The sequence below is a fragment of the Stenotrophomonas sp. Marseille-Q5258 genome, from assembly GCF_946900935.1.
GTDB lineage: Bacteria > Pseudomonadota > Gammaproteobacteria > Xanthomonadales > Xanthomonadaceae > Stenotrophomonas > Stenotrophomonas nematodicola.
Genome location: NZ_CAMPPN010000035.1, coordinates 14793 through 35469, shown reverse-complemented (window position 1 = coordinate 35469; position 20677 = coordinate 14793). Strand labels below are relative to the sequence as shown.

The following is a 20677-nucleotide window of genomic DNA, read 5'->3' as shown; positions in this document are numbered from 1 at the left end:
GGTGGAGGGAGGGCGGGCCATCATGGCCGCGGACGTTTTGCGTACACTGGCCTTTCCCCCTTTCCTCTTCATTCTTTGCCGATGCAACCCCAGACCAAGCTGCCCAAGGTGGGCACCACCATCTTCACCGTGATGTCCCAGCTGGCCGCCGAGCACGGTGCCGTGAACCTTGGGCAGGGGTTTCCGGACTTCTCCGCGCCGCAGCGCCTGATCGATGAAACGGTCAAGGCCATGCACGGCGGGCTGAACCAGTATCCGCCGATGACCGGCGTGGCACCGCTGCGCCAGGCCATCGCGCAGAAGTCGCTGGAGCTGTACGGCGCGCAGGTCGATGCGGATACCGAGATCACCGTGACCAGTGGCGCCACCGAAGCGATCTTCAACGCCATCCACGCCGTGGTGCGCCCGGGTGAGGAAGTGATCGTGCTGGACCCGGCGTACGACTGCTACGAGCCGGCCATCGCGCTGGCCGGCGCGGTGGCCGTACACGTGCCGCTGGACCCGCAGAGCTTCGCGGTGGACTGGGATCGCGTGCGTGCGGCGATCACCCCGCGGACCCGCCTGCTGATGGTCAATACCCCGCACAATCCATCCGGTGCGATGCTGACTGCCGGGGACATGCAGGCGCTGGCCGACGTCCTGCGCGGCACCGGCATCTACCTGATCTCCGATGAGGTGTACGAACACATCATCTACGACGGCCGCCGCCATGAATCGGCGCTGCGCTACCCCGAGCTGCGCGAGCGCGCGTTCGTGATTTCCAGCTTCGGCAAGACCTATCACTGCACCGGCTGGAAGATCGGCTACGCCATCGCCCCGCCGGCGATGAGCGCCGAGTTCCGCAAGGTCCACCAGTACAACACGTTCACCAGCTTCGGCCCGGCGCAGTACGGCTTCGCTGCGATGATCCGTGACGAGCCCGAACACCACCTGGAACTGGGCGCGTTCTACCAGGCCAAGCGCGACCGCTTCCGCGAACAGCTGCTGACCACCCGCCTGACCCCGCTGCCGGTGCCGGGCGGTTACTTCCAGCTGGTCGACTATTCGGCGATCAGCGATCTGCCTGACCACGAGTTCGTGAAGTGGCTGACCATCGAGAAGGGCGTGGCCGCCATTCCGCTGTCGCCGTTCTACGAGACCGCGCCGCGAGGCCAGCGCCTGGTGCGGCTGTGCTTTGCCAAGAACGACGCCACGCTGGACGCGGCGATCGCACGTCTGCAGGGGCTGTGATGACCGCCGCCGAACGCCCCGATCTGCGCATCAGCCTCGTCCAGGGCGACACCCGCTGGCATGATCCGTCCGGCAACCGGGCGCACTACGGTGCGCTGCTGGCACCGCTGGCCGGGCAGAGTGATCTGGTGATCCTGCCGGAGACCTTCACCAGTGGTTTCTCCAACGACGCCATCGACAAGGCCGAGAACATGGACGGCCCGACCGTGGCCTGGCTTCGCGAGCAGGCGGCGCGGCTGGGCGCGGCGGTCACCGGCAGCGTGCAGCTGCGGGTGGGGGAGGGCGTGTTCAATCGATTGCTGTGGGCCACGCCGGATGGTGACCTGCAGTACTACGACAAGCGTCATTTGTTCCGTTACGGCGGCGAGCACCTGCGCTATGCCGCCGGCAACGCGCGTCTGAGCGTGGACTGGAAGGGCTGGCGGATCAATCCGCAGGTCTGCTACGACCTGCGCTTCCCGGTGTTCTGCCGCAACCGCTACAACGTGGAGCGTGCCAACGACCTGGATTTCGACCTGCAGATCTTCGTCGCCAACTGGCCCTCCGCGCGTGCCTACCCGTGGCGCACACTGCTGCGTGCCCGTGCGATCGAGAACCTGTGCTACGTGGCCGCGGTCAACCGGGTCGGCATCGACGGCAACGACCTGCACTACGCCGGCGACAGCGCGGTGATCGATTGCCTCGGCCAGCCGCAGGTGGAGATCCGCGAACGCGAGCAGGTAGTCACCACCACCATCTCGGCGGCGGCGCTGGCCGCGCACCGCGCGCGTTTTCCGGCGATGCTGGACGCGGACAGCTTTGACCTCCACACCCGCGCGTAATGCCGGCCGCTGGCCGGCGCCGCGTACGCCATGCCGAACCGATGCAGCCGGCCAGCGGCCGGCGCTACTGAACGGTGGCCGCATGCGCGTAGGCGGCCACATGCCGGCGCGATGCGCGCGCTGCTAGATTCTGGGCCGTTCCTTTCCGCATGAGTGCACTGCAATGAAGACGCTTTCCCTGGCACTGACTGCACTGGCAAGCCTGGGCGCGGTTCCCGCCGCACAGGCCGCCGGCAACATCGACTGCAAGCTGCACTACAACCTGGCGGGCTGGTCTGTGCTGTACAAGACCGCGTCGGGCACCGGCACCATCACCTGCGACAACGGCGCGCGCATCCCGGTCAAGATCACCGCCAAGGGCGGTGGGCTGACGGTGGGCAAGTCCAGGATCGTGGATGGCAAGGGCAAGTTCTCCGGCGCGTACGCGGTCAACGATCTGCTCGGCTCCTACGCGTCGGTTGAAGCGCATGCTGGCGCGGAGAAATCCGGAAATGCGCAGGTGATGACCAAGGGCGACGTCTCGCTGGCGCTGGCCGGCACGGGCAAGGGCTGGGATCTGGGCGTGGGTGTGGGCCGTTTCACCATCGAGCGGCGCTGACAGCAGCCCGGGAGCGACCTGCCAAACGAAAAACCCCGGCTCACGCCGGGGTTTTTTGTGTTCTGCGGTTCAGCGATCAGCCGCCGCGCGGGCCGCCACCACGGTGACCACCGCCGCCGGGACCGCGGCTGCCGCCGGGGCGTGCGCCGCCCGGACGACCGCCCGGGCCGCCGGGGCCACGACCGCCGGGGCCACCCGGGCCACGGTTGCCGCCCGGACCGCGATTGCCGCCGGGACCGCCGGGACCACGTGCGCCGGGACCGCCCGGACCACGGTTGCCACCCGGACCACCCGGACCGCGATTGCCGGCCGGACGTGCGCTGCCGTACGGGCTGGCGCCCGGATTGGCGTGGTCGGACGGGAAGCTGGGCGCATTGCCCGGATGGCCGTACGGGTGGCGCGACGCGCCCTGACCGCCCTGACCACCGCGGTTGCCGCCGCCGGCCGGACGGCCCTGGCCGCCGAAGCCGCCACGGCCTTCACCGCCGTATCCGCCACGGCCTTCGCCACGGCCTTCACCGCCGAAGCCGCCGCGCCCTTGGCCGCCTGCGCCGCCCGGACCCTTCGGCTTGCCGTAGGGACGCCCCTGGCCACCGGCACCTGCGCCGGCACCCGGGCCGCGCGCCCCCGGACCACGGGCAGCGCCCGGACCGGCATTGCGATGGTTGCTCGGACCGGTGCTGACACCGTCCGGCACGTACCAGCTGCGGAATGCAGCCGGGTTGCCTTCCGGCAGGGCGCGGTTGCCCTTGTCCGGACGCTGCTTGAACGGACGCTGCGACTGCTTGGCTGCCGCTTCGCCGCTGACCGTGAGGCCGCCCTTGAAGCCGCCGCCCTTGCCGCCGCGACCCCGGCCGCGCTCTTCGCGCACGTTGTCGAAACGACGCAGCTCGCGGCCTTCATCGGCCTGGTTGTGGCCGTTGACGTAGGCGTTGCCGCGGCCACCTTCGCGCGACACGCGCACGGTGGTCTTGGCGGCGCGGCGCTGGCCGATCACCGGCTGCAGGGTCAGCGCCGACGGCGCGCCTTCTTCCAGCTTCAGTTCGGCGCGCAGCGCTTCGACCTGCTTGGCCGGCAGTTCAACCGACTGGCCGCGCAGCAGTTCGCGCGGCAGGCTGACCTTGCCGTACCGGGTGCGCTTGAGGCGGCTGACCTGGCAGCCCTGCGACTCCCACAGGCGGCGCACTTCGCGGTTGCGGCCTTCCTTGACGACCACGCGGAACCAGTCGTGCGAGTCGGTGCCGCCGATGCGTTCGATCTCGTCGAACTTGGCTGGGCCGTCTTCCAGCGCCACGCCGCGGGCGAGGCGGTCGACGATGCTGTCAGGCACCTTTTCCTCGCCTTCCGGTGCACGCACGCGCACGACGTACTCGCGCTCCACCTCGTAGGAGGGGTGCATCATCGCGTTGGCGAGCTCACCATCGGTGGTCGCCAGCAGCAGGCCGGTGGTGTTGATGTCCAGGCGACCGATCGCGATCCAGCGCGCGCCCTTCAGGGCCGGCAGCGCTTCGAACACGGTGGGACGACCTTCGGGGTCTTCGCGGGTGGTCACTTCGCCTTCCGGCTTGTTGTACGCCAGCACGCGCGAGGTCTCGGTCAGCGCGGTGGCGACGAAGCCACGGCCATCCAGTTCGACCTTGTCGCCGCTCTTGATCGACTGACCGGTCTGGGCGACTTCGCCGTTGACCTTGACCAGGCCATCGGCAATGCGCTGTTCCAGCGCGCGGCGAGAACCGAGACCGGCCTGCGCCAGCACCTTGTGCAGGCGCTCTTCGAGCTTGGGCTGATCGGTGTCGGATTCGCGCTTGAGCGAAAGCTTGTTCAACGACAGCTTGCGGGGGGTGTCACTCATTTACTTGGCTCCGGCCGGCGACGGTTTCGTCGGCCTCTGGTTCGGGATCGGCTTCGTCAACAGCCACGGTCGTCGTCGCGACGGCGTTGTCTTCGGTTTCGTTCTGGTGCGCCGCGCGCTCTCCCGGCGCGGTAACGGGTTCGCCATCGCTGGCGGTCGTATCAGCGTCGTCGTCGCGGAGCGGCAACGGCGCATGGGATGAGGTGGTACCGGCTTCCGCATCGGCGGACGCCTCGCTATTGTCCTGATCTGCGGGCCGATCCGCCAGTCGGGCGGCAGCCAGCGCAGCGCGCGCGGCGGCCCGGGCGGCGGCCGGGTCGAGGTCCTGTGCCGGATCGGATGCCGGGGGTGGGGCCTCGTCGGCGTGCTGGTCGGCGTCCGGTTCCACCGTGTCCTCACCCGTGGCCGGCGACGGGATGCCGTCGTCATTGGCGGCGTCGCTGTCCCCGTCGGGGTCCGGGCTGGCGGCGCCGGCGGCCAGGCGAGCGGCCGGCTGGCCGTCGCTGTCCAGCGGCAGCTGCGGTTCCAGCTCGCCCAGGTCGCGCAGTTCGGACAGCGGCGGCAGTTCATCCAGGCGCTTGAGCCCGAAGTAGTCCAGGAAGCCCTTGGTGGTGCCGAACAGCGCCGGCCGTCCGGGGACGTCGCGGTGTCCGATCACGCGGATCCATTCGCGTTCTTCCAGTGCCTGGATGATGTTGCTGCTGACCGCCACGCCGCGCACCTGCTCGATCTCGCCGCGGGTGATCGGCTGGCGATAGGCGATCAGCGCCAGCGTTTCCAGGGTGGCGCGGGTGTAACGGGTCTTGCGTTCGGTCCACAGCCGGGTGATGTAGCCGTGGACCTCGTTGGTGATCTGGAAGCGGAAGCCCGAGGCGACCTCGACCAGCTCCACGCCACGCCCGCTGCAGCCCTCGCGCAGCAGTTCCAGCGCGCGCTCGATGCTGCCCGGGGGCGCCGGTTCCTCTTCGGGGAACAGGCCCTGCAACTGCGCCAGCGTCAGCGGCTGGCTGGATGCCAGCAGCGCGCCTTCGACAATACGGTTGATCAGCGGTTGATCCATGCGTGGGTCGGGTGCTCAGTCGGATTCGTTGGCGGCGTCGTTGTCGTCGAACTCGCTGTTGAACTGCAGCGGTTCGTTGGTATTGCCGGCGGCCAGGGACTTGACGTAGATCGGCGCCAGCGGAGCTTCCTGGACAATGTCCAGCAGCTGCTCCTTGGCCAGTTCCAGCAGGGCCAGGAAGGTCACCAGCACCCCCAGCTTGCCTTCTTCGGCAGTGAACAGCGATTCAAACCGGTAGAACCGGCCATCTTCAAGACGACCCAGCACGTCGCCCATCCGTTGCCGCACGCTCAGCGCCTCGCGCTTGATCGCATGGCCGGTGAACAGCTCGGCGCGCTTGAGCACGTCGTGCAGCGCCATCAGCATTTCCTTCAGGTCCACCGGCGGCGGCAGCTTGACGGCCGCGCGGTCGGGAACGAAGGCATGCGCCAGGCTGGTGTCGCGATCCTGCCGGGGCAGGGCGTCGATGTCCTCGGCGGCCTGCTTGAAACGTTCGTACTCCTGCAGTCGGCGCACCAGTTCCGCACGCGGGTCGGCTTCGTCGCCTTCCACGCTGGGCGGCCGCGGCAGCAGCATCCGCGACTTCACTTCGGCCAGGATCGCCGCCATCACCAAGTACTCGGCCGCCAGTTCGAAGCGCAGCTCCTGCATGACGTTGATGTACTCGACGTACTGGCGGGTGATCTCGGCCACCGGGATGTCGAGGATGTCCAGGTTCTGCCGGCGGATCAGGTACAGCAGCAGGTCCAGCGGACCCTCGAAGGCGTCCAGGATCACTTCCAGCGCGTCCGGCGGGATGTACAGGTCCTGCGGAATCTGCAGGACCGGTTGCCCATGCACCACGGCCAGCGGCATTTCCTGCTGCTGTGGGGCGGTCGGCCGGATTTGCGGGTTCGCGTCGAGCGCGAGTTCGGAAGTCATCAAATTGACGTCAGTATTGCAACGGACCGGTCGCCGCACCGTGCCGGCCACTGGAGAACCAGGTGGCAGGGTGGCAGGCCAAGGCACGCCGCTGTCGGCGCGATTCCACACTTCAAACAGCAAGGCGCGCCGCGATGGGCAGCGACAGAACTACGGGGAGGTCGTCTACGTGCGCTGGTGTGGGGCAGTGGGTCGGTCGACACGGGGCCGGGAGAGCCGGGGGTCGACGGGCCGCTGCATCCAGCCACGTGCAATGGACACAAGAGTACGGCTTTGCACCGGCAGTGTCCAGCGAGCCGGGCTAGAATCGTCCCGTTTGTTTATATGAGTCTCGGGAGTTTCCTGTGTGGTATGTGATTGAAGGCTATGACGGCGCGGCCGTACTGCCTGCCCGCCAGTCGGCGCGGCCGGCCCATCTGGCGCGTCTGCAGGCCCTGCAGGACGAAGGGCGTCTGCTGCTGGCTGGCCCATGCCCGGCCATCGACAGCGAAGATCCCGGCCCGGCCGGCTTCAGCGGCAGCGTAGTGATCGCCGCATTCGAGTCGCTGGAACAGGCCCGCGCCTGGGCCGATGCCGACCCGTACGTGGCGGCCGGGGTGTACGAGCGGGTCCAGGTGCGCCCGTTCCGCAAGGTGCTGCCATGAGCAACGCCGAGCGCGTCGAGCGCATCCGTGCGGCCCTGCAGCAGGCCTTCGCCCCGGAGCAGCTGGTGGTGGAGGACGACAGCCACCGCCATGCCGGCCACCCCGGCGCGCGCGACGGCCGTGGCCACTTCACGGTGCACGTGGTGAGCACGGCGTTTGCGGGAATGGCGCCGCTGGCGCGCCACCGGGCCGTCTATGCGGCCATCGGGACCATGATGGAGACCGATATCCACGCGCTGTCCATCGACGCCCGCAGTCCGACCGAAAACCGCTGAAACCCTTGTCCCGTCTTGTCCTGGCGAGTCCTGGAAGGACCCGCCGTGGACAGCGTTCCGTTACCGCCGTGAGACATGAGGCTAACGTAGTGTTTACATTCAGGATTGAAAACGCTTACATTCCGCGCCAAGCCCAGATCTCTAAGCCGTGGAGGGCGGCGAGGTGAACAAGGCAGCCATCACAATCAAAGATGTCGCTCGCGAAGCCCGGGTCTCCGTGGCCACGGTCTCGCGTGCCCTGAACGGTCATGAAAATGTCGCCGAGCCCGTGCGCAAGCTGGTGCTGGAGGTGGCTGCGCGCCTGCGCTACACCCCGCACGCGGCGGCCCGCAGCCTGAGCAGCCGGCGCACCAACACCATCGGTGTGGTGCTGCCCGACCTGTACGGCGAGTTCTTCTCCGAGCTGATGCGCGGCATCGACAACGTGGCCCGTGCGCGCCGCCAGCACCTGCTGGTGTCCAGCTACCACGGCGACCAGGAGCAGCAGGGGGCCGCGCTGCGCGCCATGCGCGGCCGGGTGGATGGCCTGCTGGTGCTGTCACCGTACGCCGAAAGCCCGGGCTTCCTGACGGACAACCTGCCGCAGTCCCTGCCGACGGTGCTGATCAATACCTATCTGCCCGAGCAGGATCATCCGGTGCTGAGCATCGATGACCATGCCGGTGCGATGGCCATGACCCGCCACCTGCTGGAGGTCGGCCATCGCCGTATCGCATTCATTTCCGGTCCGGATCTCAACTACGACGCCCGTGAGCGCCTGCGCGGTTTCCGCGATGCGCTGGCCGCATTCGGCGATGCTGCCGACGGGATCGAGTTGCCCGGTGACTTTGACGAAGCTTCCGGCCATCGCGCCGGACAGGAGTTGCTGGCAGCCGGCACGCTGCCCGATGCGGTGTTTGCCGCCAACGACATGATGGCGCTGGGGTGTCTGTACGCCTTCGCGCAGGCGGGCATCCGTGTTCCGCTCGATGTCGCACTGGCGGGTTTCGATGACATTCCGCTGGCACGTTTCGTTCACCCGTCGTTGACGACGATGCAGGTGAGTATCGCCGACCTCGGCGATAGAGCCGCGACGCGCCTGTTGCAGTTGATGGATGGCAACAACACGGAAGGGGCCGGCGACAAGCAGACGCTGGTGCCGACCCTGATCGTGCGTGATTCGAGCAGGTCCAGATCCGAGCAGTAATCCGGCCGCGAGGCCGGGCGTACATCCACTTCAAAAAAACAATACAGGGGCCGCAATGACGGCCACCACCACCCGGAGAGTTACATGACGTATTCCAATCACCGCAATCGTGCGCCGGCCCGTCGCCTGCTGACCACCGCACTGGTCAGCTGTCTGATGCTGGGCGCTGCGCCGGACCTGATGGCGCAGTCGGCCAACGCCTCGCTGCGTGGCCAGGTTGCACAGGCCGAGGCCGGCACCGAAGTCATCGCGACCAACGTCGCCACCGGTACCGTGCGCCGCGGCACCATCCGTGCCGATGGCAGCTACTCGCTGATGGGCCTGGACCCGGGTACCTATGATGTTGTGGCCAACGGCCAGACCCAGAAAGTGACCGTGACCGTGGCCTCGACCGCGACGCTGAACTTCAGCGGCGCGCCGGCCAACGGCAGCACCGCCAATGCCACCAACCTGGACACGGTCAACGTGGTTGCGCCGACCCTGCTGCAGGAAGTGCGTACCTCCGAAGTGGGCAAGACCGTCAGCCTGCAGCAGATCCAGACCACCCCGCAGGTGTCGCGCAACTTCCTGGAATTCGCCGACGCGGTCCCGGGCCTGATCTTCACCCGCGACGCCAAGGGCAACACCTCGCTGCGCGGCGGTGCCACCAACTCCGACGGTACCAACGTGTACATCGATGGCGTGGGCCAGAAGAGCTACGTCAAGGGCGGCGGCGTCGCCGGCCAGTCCGGCAGCGCCGGCAACCCGTTCCCGCAGCTGGCGATCGGTGAATACAAGGTCATCAGCGGCAACTACAAGGCCGAGTACGGCCAGGTCTCCAGCGCGGCCGTGACCGCGGCGACCAAGTCCGGTACCAACGAGTTCAAGGGTGAAACCTTCTACCGTTACACCGATGAGGACATGCGCGCCAAGACCCCGGCCGAGCGCCAGGGCGGCAACGACAAGATGGTGTCGGCCGAGAAGGAATACGGTTTCGCCCTGGGCGGCCCGATCATCCAGGACAAGGCCCACTTCTTTGTGACCTATGAAGCCAAGCGCTTCGACCTGCCGGTCACCATCGCGCCGGATGGCGCGGTCACCGGTGCTGCCGGCCTGCTGCCGCCCGATGGCGCCGCCGGCCTCGGCCCGGCCAGCCAGCCGTTCCAGCAGGACCTGATCTTCGCCAAGATCGACTTCGAGCCGACCGACAACGATCGCATCGAGCTGACCTTCCAGGACCGCGATGAAACCCAGTCGCAGTTCAGCGGCCAGACCTCGCCGGAAGCCGGCCGTGAAGTGGTCAACACCGACCGTCGTTACGCCCTGCGCTGGAATCACAGCGGCGAGCGTTACTACAACGAAATGATGGTCACCCATGAAGATTCGTTCAACAACCCGACCCCGCTGACCCTGGCCAACGGCATCACCTACACCGCACCGGACGGCACCGAAGACCGCACCGTGGTGAAGATCGGTGGCGCATCGGCGCTGGATTCTCAGGTGAAGGGCCAGAAGGGCTGGTCGATCGAAGACAACCTGACCCTGGACGGGATCCAGTGGATGGGCGACCACACCATCAAGATGGGTGCGAAGTACAAGCAGATCGACCTGTACGCATCCGATGCCGCGCAGATCAATCCGACCTTCACCTACAGCCTGGGCGATCCGGACTTCCCGTCTTCCATTCCGTACAAGGCGCAGTTCGTCAAGCCGGTAACCGGCGTGTCGGGCGTGTCCGGCGAAGTGCGTTCGAAGTCCAAGCAGATCGGCCTGTTCATCCAGGACGACTGGCAGGTCAATGACCACCTGCAGCTCAACCTCGGCCTGCGCTGGGACTACGAGAAGACCCCGTCCTACCTGGACTTCGTGACCCCGCAGCAGGTGGTCGACGCGATCTACTCGCAGGATCCGCGCGCCCCCGCCGGCCAGACCTACGCCGATTCGCTGGCGCTGGGCGGTCTGGACATCAGCGACTACATCAGCACCGGCAAGAACCGCAAGGCATTCAAGGATGCCTGGCAGCCGCGCCTGGGCTTCTCGTATGACATCAACGCCGACGAGCAGCACGTGATCCACGGTGGTGCCGGCCGTTCGTACGATCGAGACCTGTTCGACAACCTGCAGCTGGAAACCACCAAGCTGGCGCTGCCGCAGCCGACCATCTACTTCCGCAACCCGGCCACCGGCACCTGCATCAACGGCCAGGCCGCCTGCTATGACTGGAACCCGGCCCTGCTCAACGGCATCGGCAACCTGCAGAACCTCGTGGGTGCCACCAGCAATGCCGGTCTGGAAGTGGATCTGCTGAACAACAATCTGAAGGCTCCGTACTCGGATCAGTTCAGCCTGGGCATGAGCAATCAGATCGGTGAGTGGCTGACCGACGCCACGATCGCCCGCACGCTGAGCTACGACGGCTTCGCCTTCACCCTGGGCAACCGCTACCCGACCGGCCAGTTCTTCGATGACCCGCGCCTGTGCGGCGGTTCCGACCCGGGCCTGAGCCAGGCCTGGAGCTGCAACGTGCCGGGCTTCGGCAGCCTGATCATCGGCCAGCAGGGCATCAAGACCCGTGCGACCCAGGTCCTGCTGTCGGCGCAGAAGCCGTTCACCAAGGAAAGCGGCTGGGGCACCTCGGTCGCCTACACCTGGACCACCGCGCGCCACAACCGCGACATCAATGAGAAGTACGCGTTCGACCGCGGCCTGATCAGCGAGTACCCGACCATCCGCTCGAACGGCGCGCCGCGCCACCGCCTGGTGGTCACCGGTTCGTACGCCGGCTTCTGGGGCATCACCTTCGGTGGCAAGATCACCCTGGCGACCCCGACCGCCGTCAACGACTGGTACCCGGTGCCGCAGGCCAGCGGCTACAACCTGCCGACGCCGCAGGCGGCTGTGCCCAACGCCAATGGCAAGTTCCTGCTGGGTGGCAAGATCTTCGGCTACCGTTCGGTCGATCTGCAGGCGACGAAGACGTTCAAGATGGCGGGCGATACCGAGCTGTACGCTCGCCTGGACATCATCAACGTGTTCAACTTCGACAACTTCTCCACCTACAACTACGTCAAGACCAACGGCAAGCTGGAGGCCAGCTACAACGAGACCGGCGAAATCATTGGTACGCCGCGTCAGGTCAAGGCGGAAGTCGGCTTCCGCTTCTGATCGCATCACCCGGCATCGCCTTCGCAGGCGATGCCGGGGCAGCACCGCCGGCCGGCCCCTGGCCGACCGGCGGACTGCACAGGCGCTTGCCCATCGGCGATGGACAAGCGCGTGTGCAGCAGGTAGCCCGCGTTGCCCGGACAGACTGGATCCGCCCTCGACACGCGGATTTTTTTTGCGTCGGGTCTGTAAACGATTTCAATCTGGTTGAGGCTATGCTCTCCAGCACGAACATGCGAAAAGGTGGTGGTCGATGAATGCACGTCGGGTGGTGACGCTGACTTTGCTGTCCGCAGCGATCGTCGGCTGCCAGAAGGCGCCGGAACAACCGGCCAAGCCCAAGCCTCCGGTCATTCTGGTGGAGGCCGATGCGCCGCCGCGTCCGATGAAGCCCGAACTGCCGCCGCTGTTCGACGACATCGAGCGCCGCACCTTCCAGTTTTTCTGGGACACCACCAACGAAGTCAACGGACTCAGCCCGGATCGCTTCCCGTCGCGCCCATTCGCCAGCATCGCCTCGGTGGGGTACGCGCTGACCGCCTATCCGATCGGCATCGAGAATGGCTGGGTCAGCCGCACTCAGGCGGTGGACCGCACCCTGCTGACGCTGAAGTTCTTCCGCGACCTGCCGATGGGGCCGCAGCGCACCGGCAAGGGCGGTTACAAGGGCTTCTACTACCACTTCCTGGACATGCAGCAGGGCCGCCGGTACGACAGCTGGGTCGAGCTGTCCAGCGTGGACACCGCGCTGCTGATGATGGGCGTGCTGTTCGCGCAGTCCTACTACAGTGGCGATGACCCGCGAGAGAAAGAGATCCGCGAGATCGCCGATACCCTGTACAAGCGCGTGGACTGGCCCTGGCTGCAGCAGCGTGCGCCGCTGATCTCGATGGGCTGGTTCCCGGAGAGCGGCTTCATCGACCACGACTGGATGGGCTACAACGAGGCGATGATGGTCTACATCCTCGCGCTCGGTTCGCCGACCCATCCGGTCAGTCCTGACGCATGGACGGTGTGGACGCGCACCTACGACAACGACTGGGGCGTCTACCAGGGCCAGGAATACCTGTCCTTCGGCCCGCTGTTCGGTCACCAGTACACGCACGTATGGGTGGATTTCCGCGACATCCAGGACGCCTACATGCGCGAGCGGGGCAGCACCTACTTCCTCAACAGCCGGTCGGCCGCGCTGGCCCAGCGCGAGTACGCCATCGCCAACCCGATGAACTGGAAGGACTACGGCGAGAACGTGTGGGGCCTGACTGCCAGCGATGGCCCGCAGAACACCACGCAGGAGTATCGCGGCGAGCAGCGCCAGTTCCGGCACTACTCCTCGCGCGGCGCCGGCCTGCGCGAGAACTTCGACGACGGCACCATCGCGCCGACCGCGGCGATCGCCTCGATCGTGTTCGCGCCGGAAGAGGTGATCCCGGCCACCGAAGAGATGCACAAGCGCTACGGCGACTACATCTATTCCAGCTACGGCTTCCTGGACTCGTTCAATCCCAGCTTCAACTACGACATCCCGATCAAGACCGGGCGCCTGGTGCCGGACCGTGGCTGGGTTGCCAGCGACTACATCGGCATCGACCAGGGGCCGATCCTGACCATGATCGCCAATTACCGGAACGATTTCGTCTGGGACGTGATGAAGAAGAACCCGCATATCCGCAAGGGGCTGGAGCGCGCCGGTTTCAGTGGCGGCTGGCTGACCCCGGAAGGCGAGACGGCGCCGACGACGCTGCAGAAGGATGAGAAAGCAGCGTCGGCACGATCGGTCGGCATCGCCGAATCGCGCGCGGCCGCGGCGCAGGAACAGAAGAACAACACCAACCGCAACCAGCCTCAAGGGAAGTAAGCAGTGCCATTGTCGTCGCGCCCCACGCTGGGTCTGAGTCTGTTGCTGCTGCTGGTCGGCAGCCTGTTGTTGAGTGCCTGCCGGAAAGAGCCGGAAGGCGTCACCGTGCGTTTCTGGGCGATGGGCCGCGAGGCCGAGGTCGTGACCGGCCTGATCCGCGAATTCGAGGCGGAGAACCCGGGCATCCATGTCGATGTGCAGAATATTCCGTGGACAGCGGCGCATGAGAAGCTGCTGACCGCCTTCGCCGCCGATGGGCTGCCGGACGTGTGCCAGCTCGGCAACACCTGGATTCCCGAGTTCGCCGAACTCAACACGCTGACCCCGCTGCAGCCGTATGTGGCGAAGTCCACGGTGGTGGACCCGACCGACTATTTCCAGGGCATCTGGGATACCAACGTCATCCACGACGAACTGGTGGGCGTGCCGTGGTATGTCGATACCCGCCTGCTGTACTACCGCAAGGACCTGCTGGCCAAGGCCGGTTTCGATCATCCGCCGCGGACGTGGGCCGAATGGAACGCGATGATGGCGGCCATCAAGACGATGCAGGGCGCCAACCGCTACGCCGTGCTGATGCCGATCAACGAATTCGAGCAGCAGTTGTCGCTGGCCCTGCAGCAGCCGGACCCGCTGCTGCGCGACAACGATACCCGTGGCAACTTCCGCAGCCCCGGCTTCCGCCGCACGCTGGCCTTCTACGAGAACATGTTCGCCCAGGGCTGGGCGCCGCGCATGTCCGAAACCCAGATCTCCAATGTCTGGGACGAGTTCTTCCGCGGGTTCAATGTGTTCTACGTCTCGGGCCCCTGGAACATCCGTGAGTTCAAGAAGCTGCAGCCGGCGGCGCTGGAAGGCCAGTGGGGCACCGCCGCACTGCCGGGCCCGGACGGTCCGGGCGCCGGCATCGCCGGCGGCACCAGCCTGGTGATTTTCCGCTCCTCGCAGCAGAAGGAGGCGTCCTGGAAGCTGATCGAGTTCCTGTCGCGCCCGCAGATCCAGCAGCGTTTCCATTCCATCATCGGCGATCTTCCGCCGCGTCGCAGCGCCTGGGCATACCCCTCGCTGGCCAACGATCCGCTGGCACAGCCGTTCCGCGATCAGCTCGAGCGGGTCAAGCCGACCCCGAAGGTGCTGGAGTGGGAGCGGATCGCGCAGGAAATGCGCATCACCACCGAGCAGGTGGTGCGTGGTGGACTCAATCAGGATGCGGCCGTGACCGAACTGGACAACCGCGTGGACAAGATCCTCGCCAAACGACGCTGGATTGAAGAGCAGAAGCAGCAGGAGGCCCGCCCATGAAGCAGCGTTCGCTTGCCGGCTGGATGTTCGCCGGCCCGGCCATCCTGGTGATCGGCGTGTTCTTCGGCCTGCCGGTGTTGTCGGCGCTGGCGCTGAGCATCACCGACTTCGACCTGTATTCGCTGTCGGACAGCGCCAACCTGCGGTTCGTCGGGTTGGCCAACTACATCGATCTGCTGCAGACCCCGATGTTCTGGAAGTCGCTGTGGAACACCACCTACTTCGTGATCGTGGGTGTGCCGCTGTCCATCGGCGTATCGCTGGGCGCGGCCATGCTGCTCAACGCGCCGGCGGCCCGTTTCAAGGCGCTGTTCCGTACGGCGCTGTTTGCCCCGGTGGTCACCACCCTGGTGGCGGTGGCGGTGATCTGGCGCTACCTGTTCCACACCAGCTACGGCCTGGTGAACTATGGCCTGGGGCACCTGGGGATCAGCCCGATCGACTGGCTTGGCGATCCCAACTGGGCGATGCCGACCATCATGCTGTTCGCCGTATGGAAGAACTTCGGCTACAACATGGTGATCTTCCTGGCCGGCCTGCAGGCGATTCCGCACGATCTGTACGAAGCCGCGCGCATCGACGGTGCCTCGCGCTGGAAGCAGTTCCTGCACATCACCCTGCCAATGCTCGGCCCGGTGCTGCTGGTGGTCGGGGTGATCACCGTGTCCGGCTATTTCCAGCTGTTTGCCGAACCGTACGTCATGACCCGCGGCGACCCACTGCAGAGCACCGTGAGTGTGTTGTATTTCATGTTTGAAGAGGGCTTCAAATGGTGGAACCTGGGACGCGCCTCCGCGGTGGCGTTCCTGCTGTTCCTGATCATCCTGGCGGTGACCACGTTGATGCTGCGTTTCGGCCGCAAGAGGCAGTTGGTATGAGTCGTGAAATCGGTCAATCGCGCTGGCATGCATGGTGGGTCAACGGTGGCCTGACCGTGCTGGCGCTGGTCAGCCTGGCGCCGCTGCTGTGGATGCTGTCGGTGTCGTTCATGCCGACCGGCGAGGCGGCGCACTTCCCGCCGCCGCTGCTGCCGTCCTCGGTGACCACCGCGAACTACCACGAGCTGTTCGCGCGGACCGGCATGGGCAACAACTTCGTCAACAGCCTGCTGGTGTCGCTGGCGATCACGTTGGGCTCGCTGCTGCTCAACACAATGGCCGGCTATGCCTTCGCCAAGCTGCGCTTCGTCGGCCGCGAGCGCATCTTCCAGCTGCTGCTGGCAGCGCTGGTCATCCCGGCGCAGGTGGCGATGCTGCCGCTGTTCCTGCTGATGAAGCAGCTGGGCCTGGTCAACAACTTCGGCGGGGTGATCGTGCCGGCGCTGGCCACCGTGTTCGGCATCTTCCTGGTCCGTCAGTACGCCCGGTCGATCCCGGACGAACTGCTGGAAGCGGCGCGCATCGACGGGGCAGGGGAGCTGCGGATCTTCTTCCAGATCGTGCTGCCGATGCTCAAGCCGGTGCTCGTGACTCTTTCGATCTTCACCTTCATGGGCTCGTGGAACGACTTCATGTGGCCGTTGATCGTGCTGACCGACCAGGAGCATTACACTCTGCCGGTCGCCCTGGCCACACTCTCGCGCGAACACATCATGGACGTTGAAATGATGATGGCCGGTGCGGTGGTCACGGTGGTTCCGGTGCTGGCACTGTTCCTGGTGCTGCAGCGCTACTACATCCAAGGTCTGCTGCTGGGGAGTGTCAAAGGGTGAAGCGAGTCGTCGTCGCGGTGGGTCTGGGTCTGGTCTGGTCACTGGCGGCCGCGGCCGCACCGCCGGCGACGCCGGCTGCACCCCGGGTGCTGGACGGCTTCGACGACATGTCGCCGTGGAAGCTGGTGCTGTCCGACCAGGTCAGCGGCTCGCTGCGCAGCGTCGCCGGCCTCGGCGGCGGGCGCGCGCTGTGCCTGGACTACGACTTCCATGACGTCTCCGGGTATGTCGGCATCCGCCGCGAGCTGGCCGTGGAGTGGCCGGGCAACTATCAGGTCGGTTTCCAGCTGCGCGGCGATTCGCCGTCCAACGACCTGCAGTTCAAGCTGATCGATGCCAGCGGGGACAACGTGTGGTGGGTCAACCGCCCCGGTTTTGTCTTTCCCAAGGCGTGGACCGGCGTGCAGTACCGCAAGCGCCACATCGACAAGGCCTGGGGGCCGGGTACCGAGAAGACGCTGACCCGCAGCGCCGCCGTGGAGTTCACCCTCTACAGCAAGGTCGGCGGCAAGGGCACGGTGTGCTTCGACCGCCTCACCCTGCAGGCCCTGCCACCGGAAGACACCAGTGCGTTGACGCCGTCGGTGATTGCCGACACCGCCACCGCGCTGCAGAACCGCATCGTCGATGGCAAGCCGGACACGGTCTGGATCAGTGGCGGGGTCGCCGAACAGACCATCAGCCTGGACCTGCACAAGGTCCGCGAGTTCGGTGGCGCGGTGATCCAGTGGTTGCCGGGGCTGGAGGCCACGCGCTACACCGTGCGCTCCTCGCAGGACGGACGCAGCTGGAAGACGCTGCGCGAGGTCACCGCCGGTGGCGGCGGCCGCGACTGGCTGGCGCTGCCGGAAACCGAAGCGCGTTACCTGCGCTTCGACCTCAAGGGGGGCCCGAGCTGGCGCTACGGCATCCGCGACATCGGGTTGAAGCCGCTGGATTTCGCCGACACCCCCAATGACTTCATCCAGTCGGTCGGTTCGGATCTGCCGCGTGGCTCGGTGCCGCGCGGCTTCAGCGGCGAGCAGCCCTACTGGACCCTGCTGGGGCTGGACGGCGGCCGCGAGCAGGCGCTGATCGGCGAAGATGGCGCGCTGGAGGTGGCGAAGTCCAGCTTCAGCGTTGAACCGTTCGTGCTGGTGGACAACAAGCTGCTCACCTGGGCGGACGTGAAGAGCCGGCAATCGCTGCAGGACGGCTATCTGCCGATCGCCAGCGTGGACTGGGCCCACGACAAGGCCGCGCTGCAGGTGACCGGTTTCGTGCAGGGGCGGCCGGACAACGCGCAGTTGATCGGCCGCTACACCCTGCGCAACCCGGACAAGGTGGCCCACGAGTACACGTTGGCGCTGGCCGTGCGGCCGTGGCAGGTCAATCCGCCGACCCAGTTCCTCAACACCGTGGGCGGCTTCAGCCGGATCGACGCACTCGCGGTGGACCCGACCCATGTCGACGTCAACGGTACCCCGCGCATCCATGCCGTGCAGCCGGCCGATGCGGCCTTCGCCACCGCCTTCGACAGCAAGCTGGAGGTGATGCACCTGGCCAGCGGCAAACTTCCGGAGACCCGCGAGGTCAAGGACAGCACCGGGCTGGCCTCCGGCGCGCTGCTGTACCGCTTTAAGCTGGCACCCGGCGAAACCCGCGAGGTGGCCTTGGTCCTCCCGCAGACCGGTACCTGGGCCATGCCCAAGGGGTTCGACGCCGCCAAGGCCCAGCAGCAGGTGGCCTCGATGTGGCGCACCCGGCTGGACCAGGTGAAGCTGCAGGTACCCGACGCCGGCAAGCCGCTGGTGGATACGCTGCGTACCGCGCTGGCGCACATGCTGATCTCGCGCATCGGCCCGAGCCTGCAGCCGGGCACGCGTTCGTACTCGCGCAGCTGGATCCGCGACGGCGCGATGATTTCCGAGGGTCTGCTGCGCATGGGCCGCAATGACGCGGTGCGCGATTACGTGAGCTGGTATGCGCCGTACCAGTTCGACAACGGCAAGGTGCCGTGCTGCGTGGATGCGCGCGGCAGCGACCCGGTGCCGGAGAACGACAGCCACGGTGAGCTGATCTTCAACATTGCCGAGTACTGGCGCTACACCGGCGACACCGCCTTCCTGGAGCAGATGTGGCCGCACGTGCAGGGCGCGTTCAACTACATGGAACAGCTGCGCCTGAGCGAGCGCACCGAAGAGAACCGGGCACGCAATCCGGCGTTCTACGGGATGATGCCGGCCTCGATCAGCCACGAAGGCTATTCGGCCAAGCCGATGCATTCGTACTGGGACAACTTCTGGGCGCTGCGCGGCTACAAGGATGCGGCGATCATCGCCACGGCGCTGGGCAAGGTCGAAGCGCTGCAGATGAGCGAATCGCGCGATCAGTTCCGTGACGATCTGCAGGCCTCGCTGCAGGCCGCGGTCGCGCTGCACAAGATCGACTACCTGCCTGGCTCGGCCGAACTGGGTGACTTCGACGCCACCTCCACCACCATCGCGCTGGCACCGGGCGGTGAGCAGGGGCGTCTGCCGCAGCCGTACCTGGACAACACGTTCGAGCGCTACTGGACCCAGTTCGTGGAACGGCGCGACGGCAAGCGGGAATGGAAGGACTACACCCCGTACGAGTGGCGCAATGTCGCCGCGTTCGTACGCCTGGGCTGGCGCGACCGCGCCTGGCAGGCCACCGGGTTCTTCTTCAATGATCGCGCCCCGCAGGCCTGGAACCAGTGGGCCGAAGTGGTGTCGCACACCCCGCGCAAACCGTTCTTTGTCGGCGACCTGCCGCATGCCTGGGTTGCCTCGGACTTCGTCCGCTCGGCGCTGGACATGTTCGCCTACAACCGCGATCTCGACGACAGCCTGGTGCTGGCGGCCGGCGTGCCGGTGCGCTGGCTGGAAGGCAAGGGCATCGCCGTACAGGGGTTGCGCACGCCCAACGGCCAGTTGAACTACGCACTGAGCCGCAGCGAGAAGCAGCTGACCCTCACCGTGTCGGCCGGCCTGGTGGCCCCGCCCGGTGGCGTGGTGCTGCCGTGGCCGTACAGCGGTGAACCCGGCGGGACCACCATCAACGGCGAACCGGCCCAGTGGGAAGGCAAGGAACTGCGGGTGATGCAGCTGCCGGCCACCGTCCAGATCGACATTCCGGCGGCGGTACGCCGGGCAGAACGCAAGGCACCGTAATGACGCACCTGTTGAACCGATGGGGACGCCGCGGCAGCCGTTGCCTCGCTGTGTGTCTGCTGGCGTTGCTGGCACTGGCTGAAGCGGCCGCCGCAGCGGAGCCTGCACAAGCGCCGTCGTCGGGCATGACAATGGTGACGTTCAACCTGCACCATGACCGCGAGGACTGGCCGGCGCGCCGTGAGGTGATCCTGCGCGAGCTCAAGGCACTGCGTCCGGATGCGATCGCGCTGCAGGAAGTGATCCAGAAGCCGAAGGTGCGCAACCAGGCGCAGTGGCTGGCACGCAGACTTGGGTACGACTACCAGTTCGTCTCCACCGACCCGCCAGGTGCCTCCAAACGCTACGGCAACGCACTGTTGACCGCGCGCCCCGTGCTGGCGCGCAACGACCATCTGCTCGCCCCGCTTACCGACTACCGCACGGTGGCGCACCTGCGGATCGCGGTCGATGGCCAGCCGGTGAACGTGTACGCCACCCATCTCAACGAGCGCTCCGATGACAGCGGCAGCCGCATCCGTGGCGAACAGGTGGCCGATCTGCTGGCCTTCATCGCCGCCACGTCGGACGACGCGCCGGTGGTGATCGCCGGGGATTTCAACGCGCTGGTCGATGCGGGCGATCTGAGCGCGCTGCGCAACCACTACGGCGACAGCTACGGCAGCGTGCACGTCAATGATCTCGCGGCGGTCAGCACGCTCAACCGGCACTACTACCAGGCGCCCTCGCGGATCGACCACATCTTCTTCCAGCAGGATCGGCTGATCGCGCGCGAAGCCCGGCTGCTGTTCGATCAGCCCTACGCGGACGGCCGCTGGGCATCGGACCACTACGGCGTGTGGACGCGCCTGCAGTTCGCGCCCCGCGCGGCGGCTCCGGCGGCCACCGCTCCCTGATCGACG

16 protein-coding genes are annotated in these 20677 nt (G+C 66.6%); 13 read left to right on the top strand and 3 right to left on the bottom strand.

All coding sequences use genetic code 11. From position 1 onward, the window contains the following. Positions 1-81: 81 nt before the first annotated feature. The 3 genes from OC534_RS17730 to OC534_RS17720 all read left to right on the top strand — a co-directional run bounded on the left by OC534_RS17730 (position 82) and on the right by OC534_RS17720 (position 2649). Positions 82-1230 (top strand): pyridoxal phosphate-dependent aminotransferase, encoded by a 1149-nt coding sequence (locus OC534_RS17730; RefSeq protein ID WP_153165358.1) that lies wholly within the window; start codon positions 82-84, stop codon positions 1228-1230. Next, a complete protein-coding gene (locus tag OC534_RS17725; protein WP_262072296.1) occupies positions 1230-2051 on the top strand; it encodes an amidohydrolase in 822 nt (273 codons plus the stop codon). Before OC534_RS17730 ends, OC534_RS17725 begins: the two co-directional genes overlap by 1 nt. 163 nt (positions 2052-2214) lie before the next feature. Beyond that, positions 2215-2649, top strand: a complete 435-nt coding sequence (locus tag OC534_RS17720; RefSeq protein WP_136003298.1) for a hypothetical protein — start codon at positions 2215-2217, stop codon at positions 2647-2649. Positions 2650-2725: 76 nt separating this feature from the next. Here the strand turns inward: OC534_RS17720 and OC534_RS17715 are convergent, their stop codons facing one another. Genes OC534_RS17715 through OC534_RS17705 form a run of 3 tightly spaced genes read right to left on the bottom strand, consistent with a single transcriptional unit; the run spans position 2726 to position 6482 of the window. Continuing rightward, complete coding sequence (locus tag OC534_RS17715) at positions 2726-4501, bottom strand: pseudouridine synthase (RefSeq protein WP_136003301.1); 1776 nt, start codon at positions 4499-4501, stop codon at positions 2726-2728. Further along, positions 4494-5561, bottom strand: a complete 1068-nt coding sequence (gene scpB, locus OC534_RS17710) for an SMC-Scp complex subunit ScpB (RefSeq protein ID WP_136003304.1) — start codon at positions 5559-5561, stop codon at positions 4494-4496. The genes OC534_RS17715 and scpB overlap by 8 nt, the downstream gene beginning before the upstream one ends. 15 nt (positions 5562-5576) lie before the next feature. Further along, positions 5577-6482 carry a ScpA family protein gene (locus OC534_RS17705; protein WP_017357401.1) on the bottom strand — a complete coding sequence of 302 codons (906 nt, stop codon included), beginning with the start codon at positions 6480-6482 and terminating at the stop codon, positions 5577-5579. A gap of 344 nt (positions 6483-6826) precedes the next feature. Between OC534_RS17705 and OC534_RS17700 the strand changes: the two genes are divergently transcribed. The 10 genes from OC534_RS17700 (at position 6827) to OC534_RS17655 (ending at position 20671) form a co-directional block, all read left to right on the top strand. Then, the gene (locus tag OC534_RS17700; protein ID WP_017357400.1) at positions 6827-7126 is read left to right on the top strand and encodes a YciI family protein; all 300 of its coding nucleotides are present in this window, start codon (positions 6827-6829) and stop codon (positions 7124-7126) included. Next, positions 7123-7401, top strand: a complete 279-nt coding sequence (locus OC534_RS17695; RefSeq protein ID WP_262072295.1) for a BolA family protein — start codon at positions 7123-7125, stop codon at positions 7399-7401. Before OC534_RS17700 ends, OC534_RS17695 begins: the two co-directional genes overlap by 4 nt. A gap of 148 nt (positions 7402-7549) precedes the next feature. Beyond that, complete coding sequence (locus tag OC534_RS17690; protein WP_017357398.1) at positions 7550-8587, top strand: LacI family DNA-binding transcriptional regulator; 1038 nt, start codon at positions 7550-7552, stop codon at positions 8585-8587. Positions 8588-8671: 84 nt separating this feature from the next. Beyond that, positions 8672-11731, top strand: coding sequence for a TonB-dependent receptor (locus OC534_RS17685; protein WP_017357397.1), 3060 nt, complete (start codon positions 8672-8674; stop codon positions 11729-11731). Between the two features lie 253 nt (positions 11732-11984). After that, entirely contained in the window at positions 11985-13589 is a 1605-nt protein-coding gene (locus OC534_RS17680) for a glucoamylase family protein (RefSeq protein ID WP_017357396.1), read from the top strand. A 33-nt stretch (positions 13590-13622) separates the two neighbouring features. Continuing rightward, positions 13623-14891, top strand: coding sequence for a sugar ABC transporter substrate-binding protein (locus tag OC534_RS17675; protein WP_166473694.1), 1269 nt, complete (start codon positions 13623-13625; stop codon positions 14889-14891). Beyond that, positions 14888-15769: a sugar ABC transporter permease gene (locus tag OC534_RS17670; RefSeq protein WP_262072294.1), complete on the top strand. Its 882-nt coding sequence runs from the start codon at positions 14888-14890 to the stop codon at positions 15767-15769. Before OC534_RS17675 ends, OC534_RS17670 begins: the two co-directional genes overlap by 4 nt. After that, positions 15766-16602, top strand: a complete 837-nt coding sequence (locus OC534_RS17665; RefSeq protein ID WP_017357393.1) for a carbohydrate ABC transporter permease — start codon at positions 15766-15768, stop codon at positions 16600-16602. Before OC534_RS17670 ends, OC534_RS17665 begins: the two co-directional genes overlap by 4 nt. Next, a complete protein-coding gene (locus tag OC534_RS17660; RefSeq protein WP_262072292.1) occupies positions 16599-19775 on the top strand; it encodes a discoidin domain-containing protein in 3177 nt (1058 codons plus the stop codon). Before OC534_RS17665 ends, OC534_RS17660 begins: the two co-directional genes overlap by 4 nt. Continuing rightward, positions 19775-20671, top strand: coding sequence for an endonuclease/exonuclease/phosphatase family protein (locus OC534_RS17655; protein WP_262072291.1), 897 nt, complete (start codon positions 19775-19777; stop codon positions 20669-20671). The genes OC534_RS17660 and OC534_RS17655 overlap by 1 nt, the downstream gene beginning before the upstream one ends. The last annotated feature ends 6 nt before the right edge of the window (positions 20672-20677 follow it).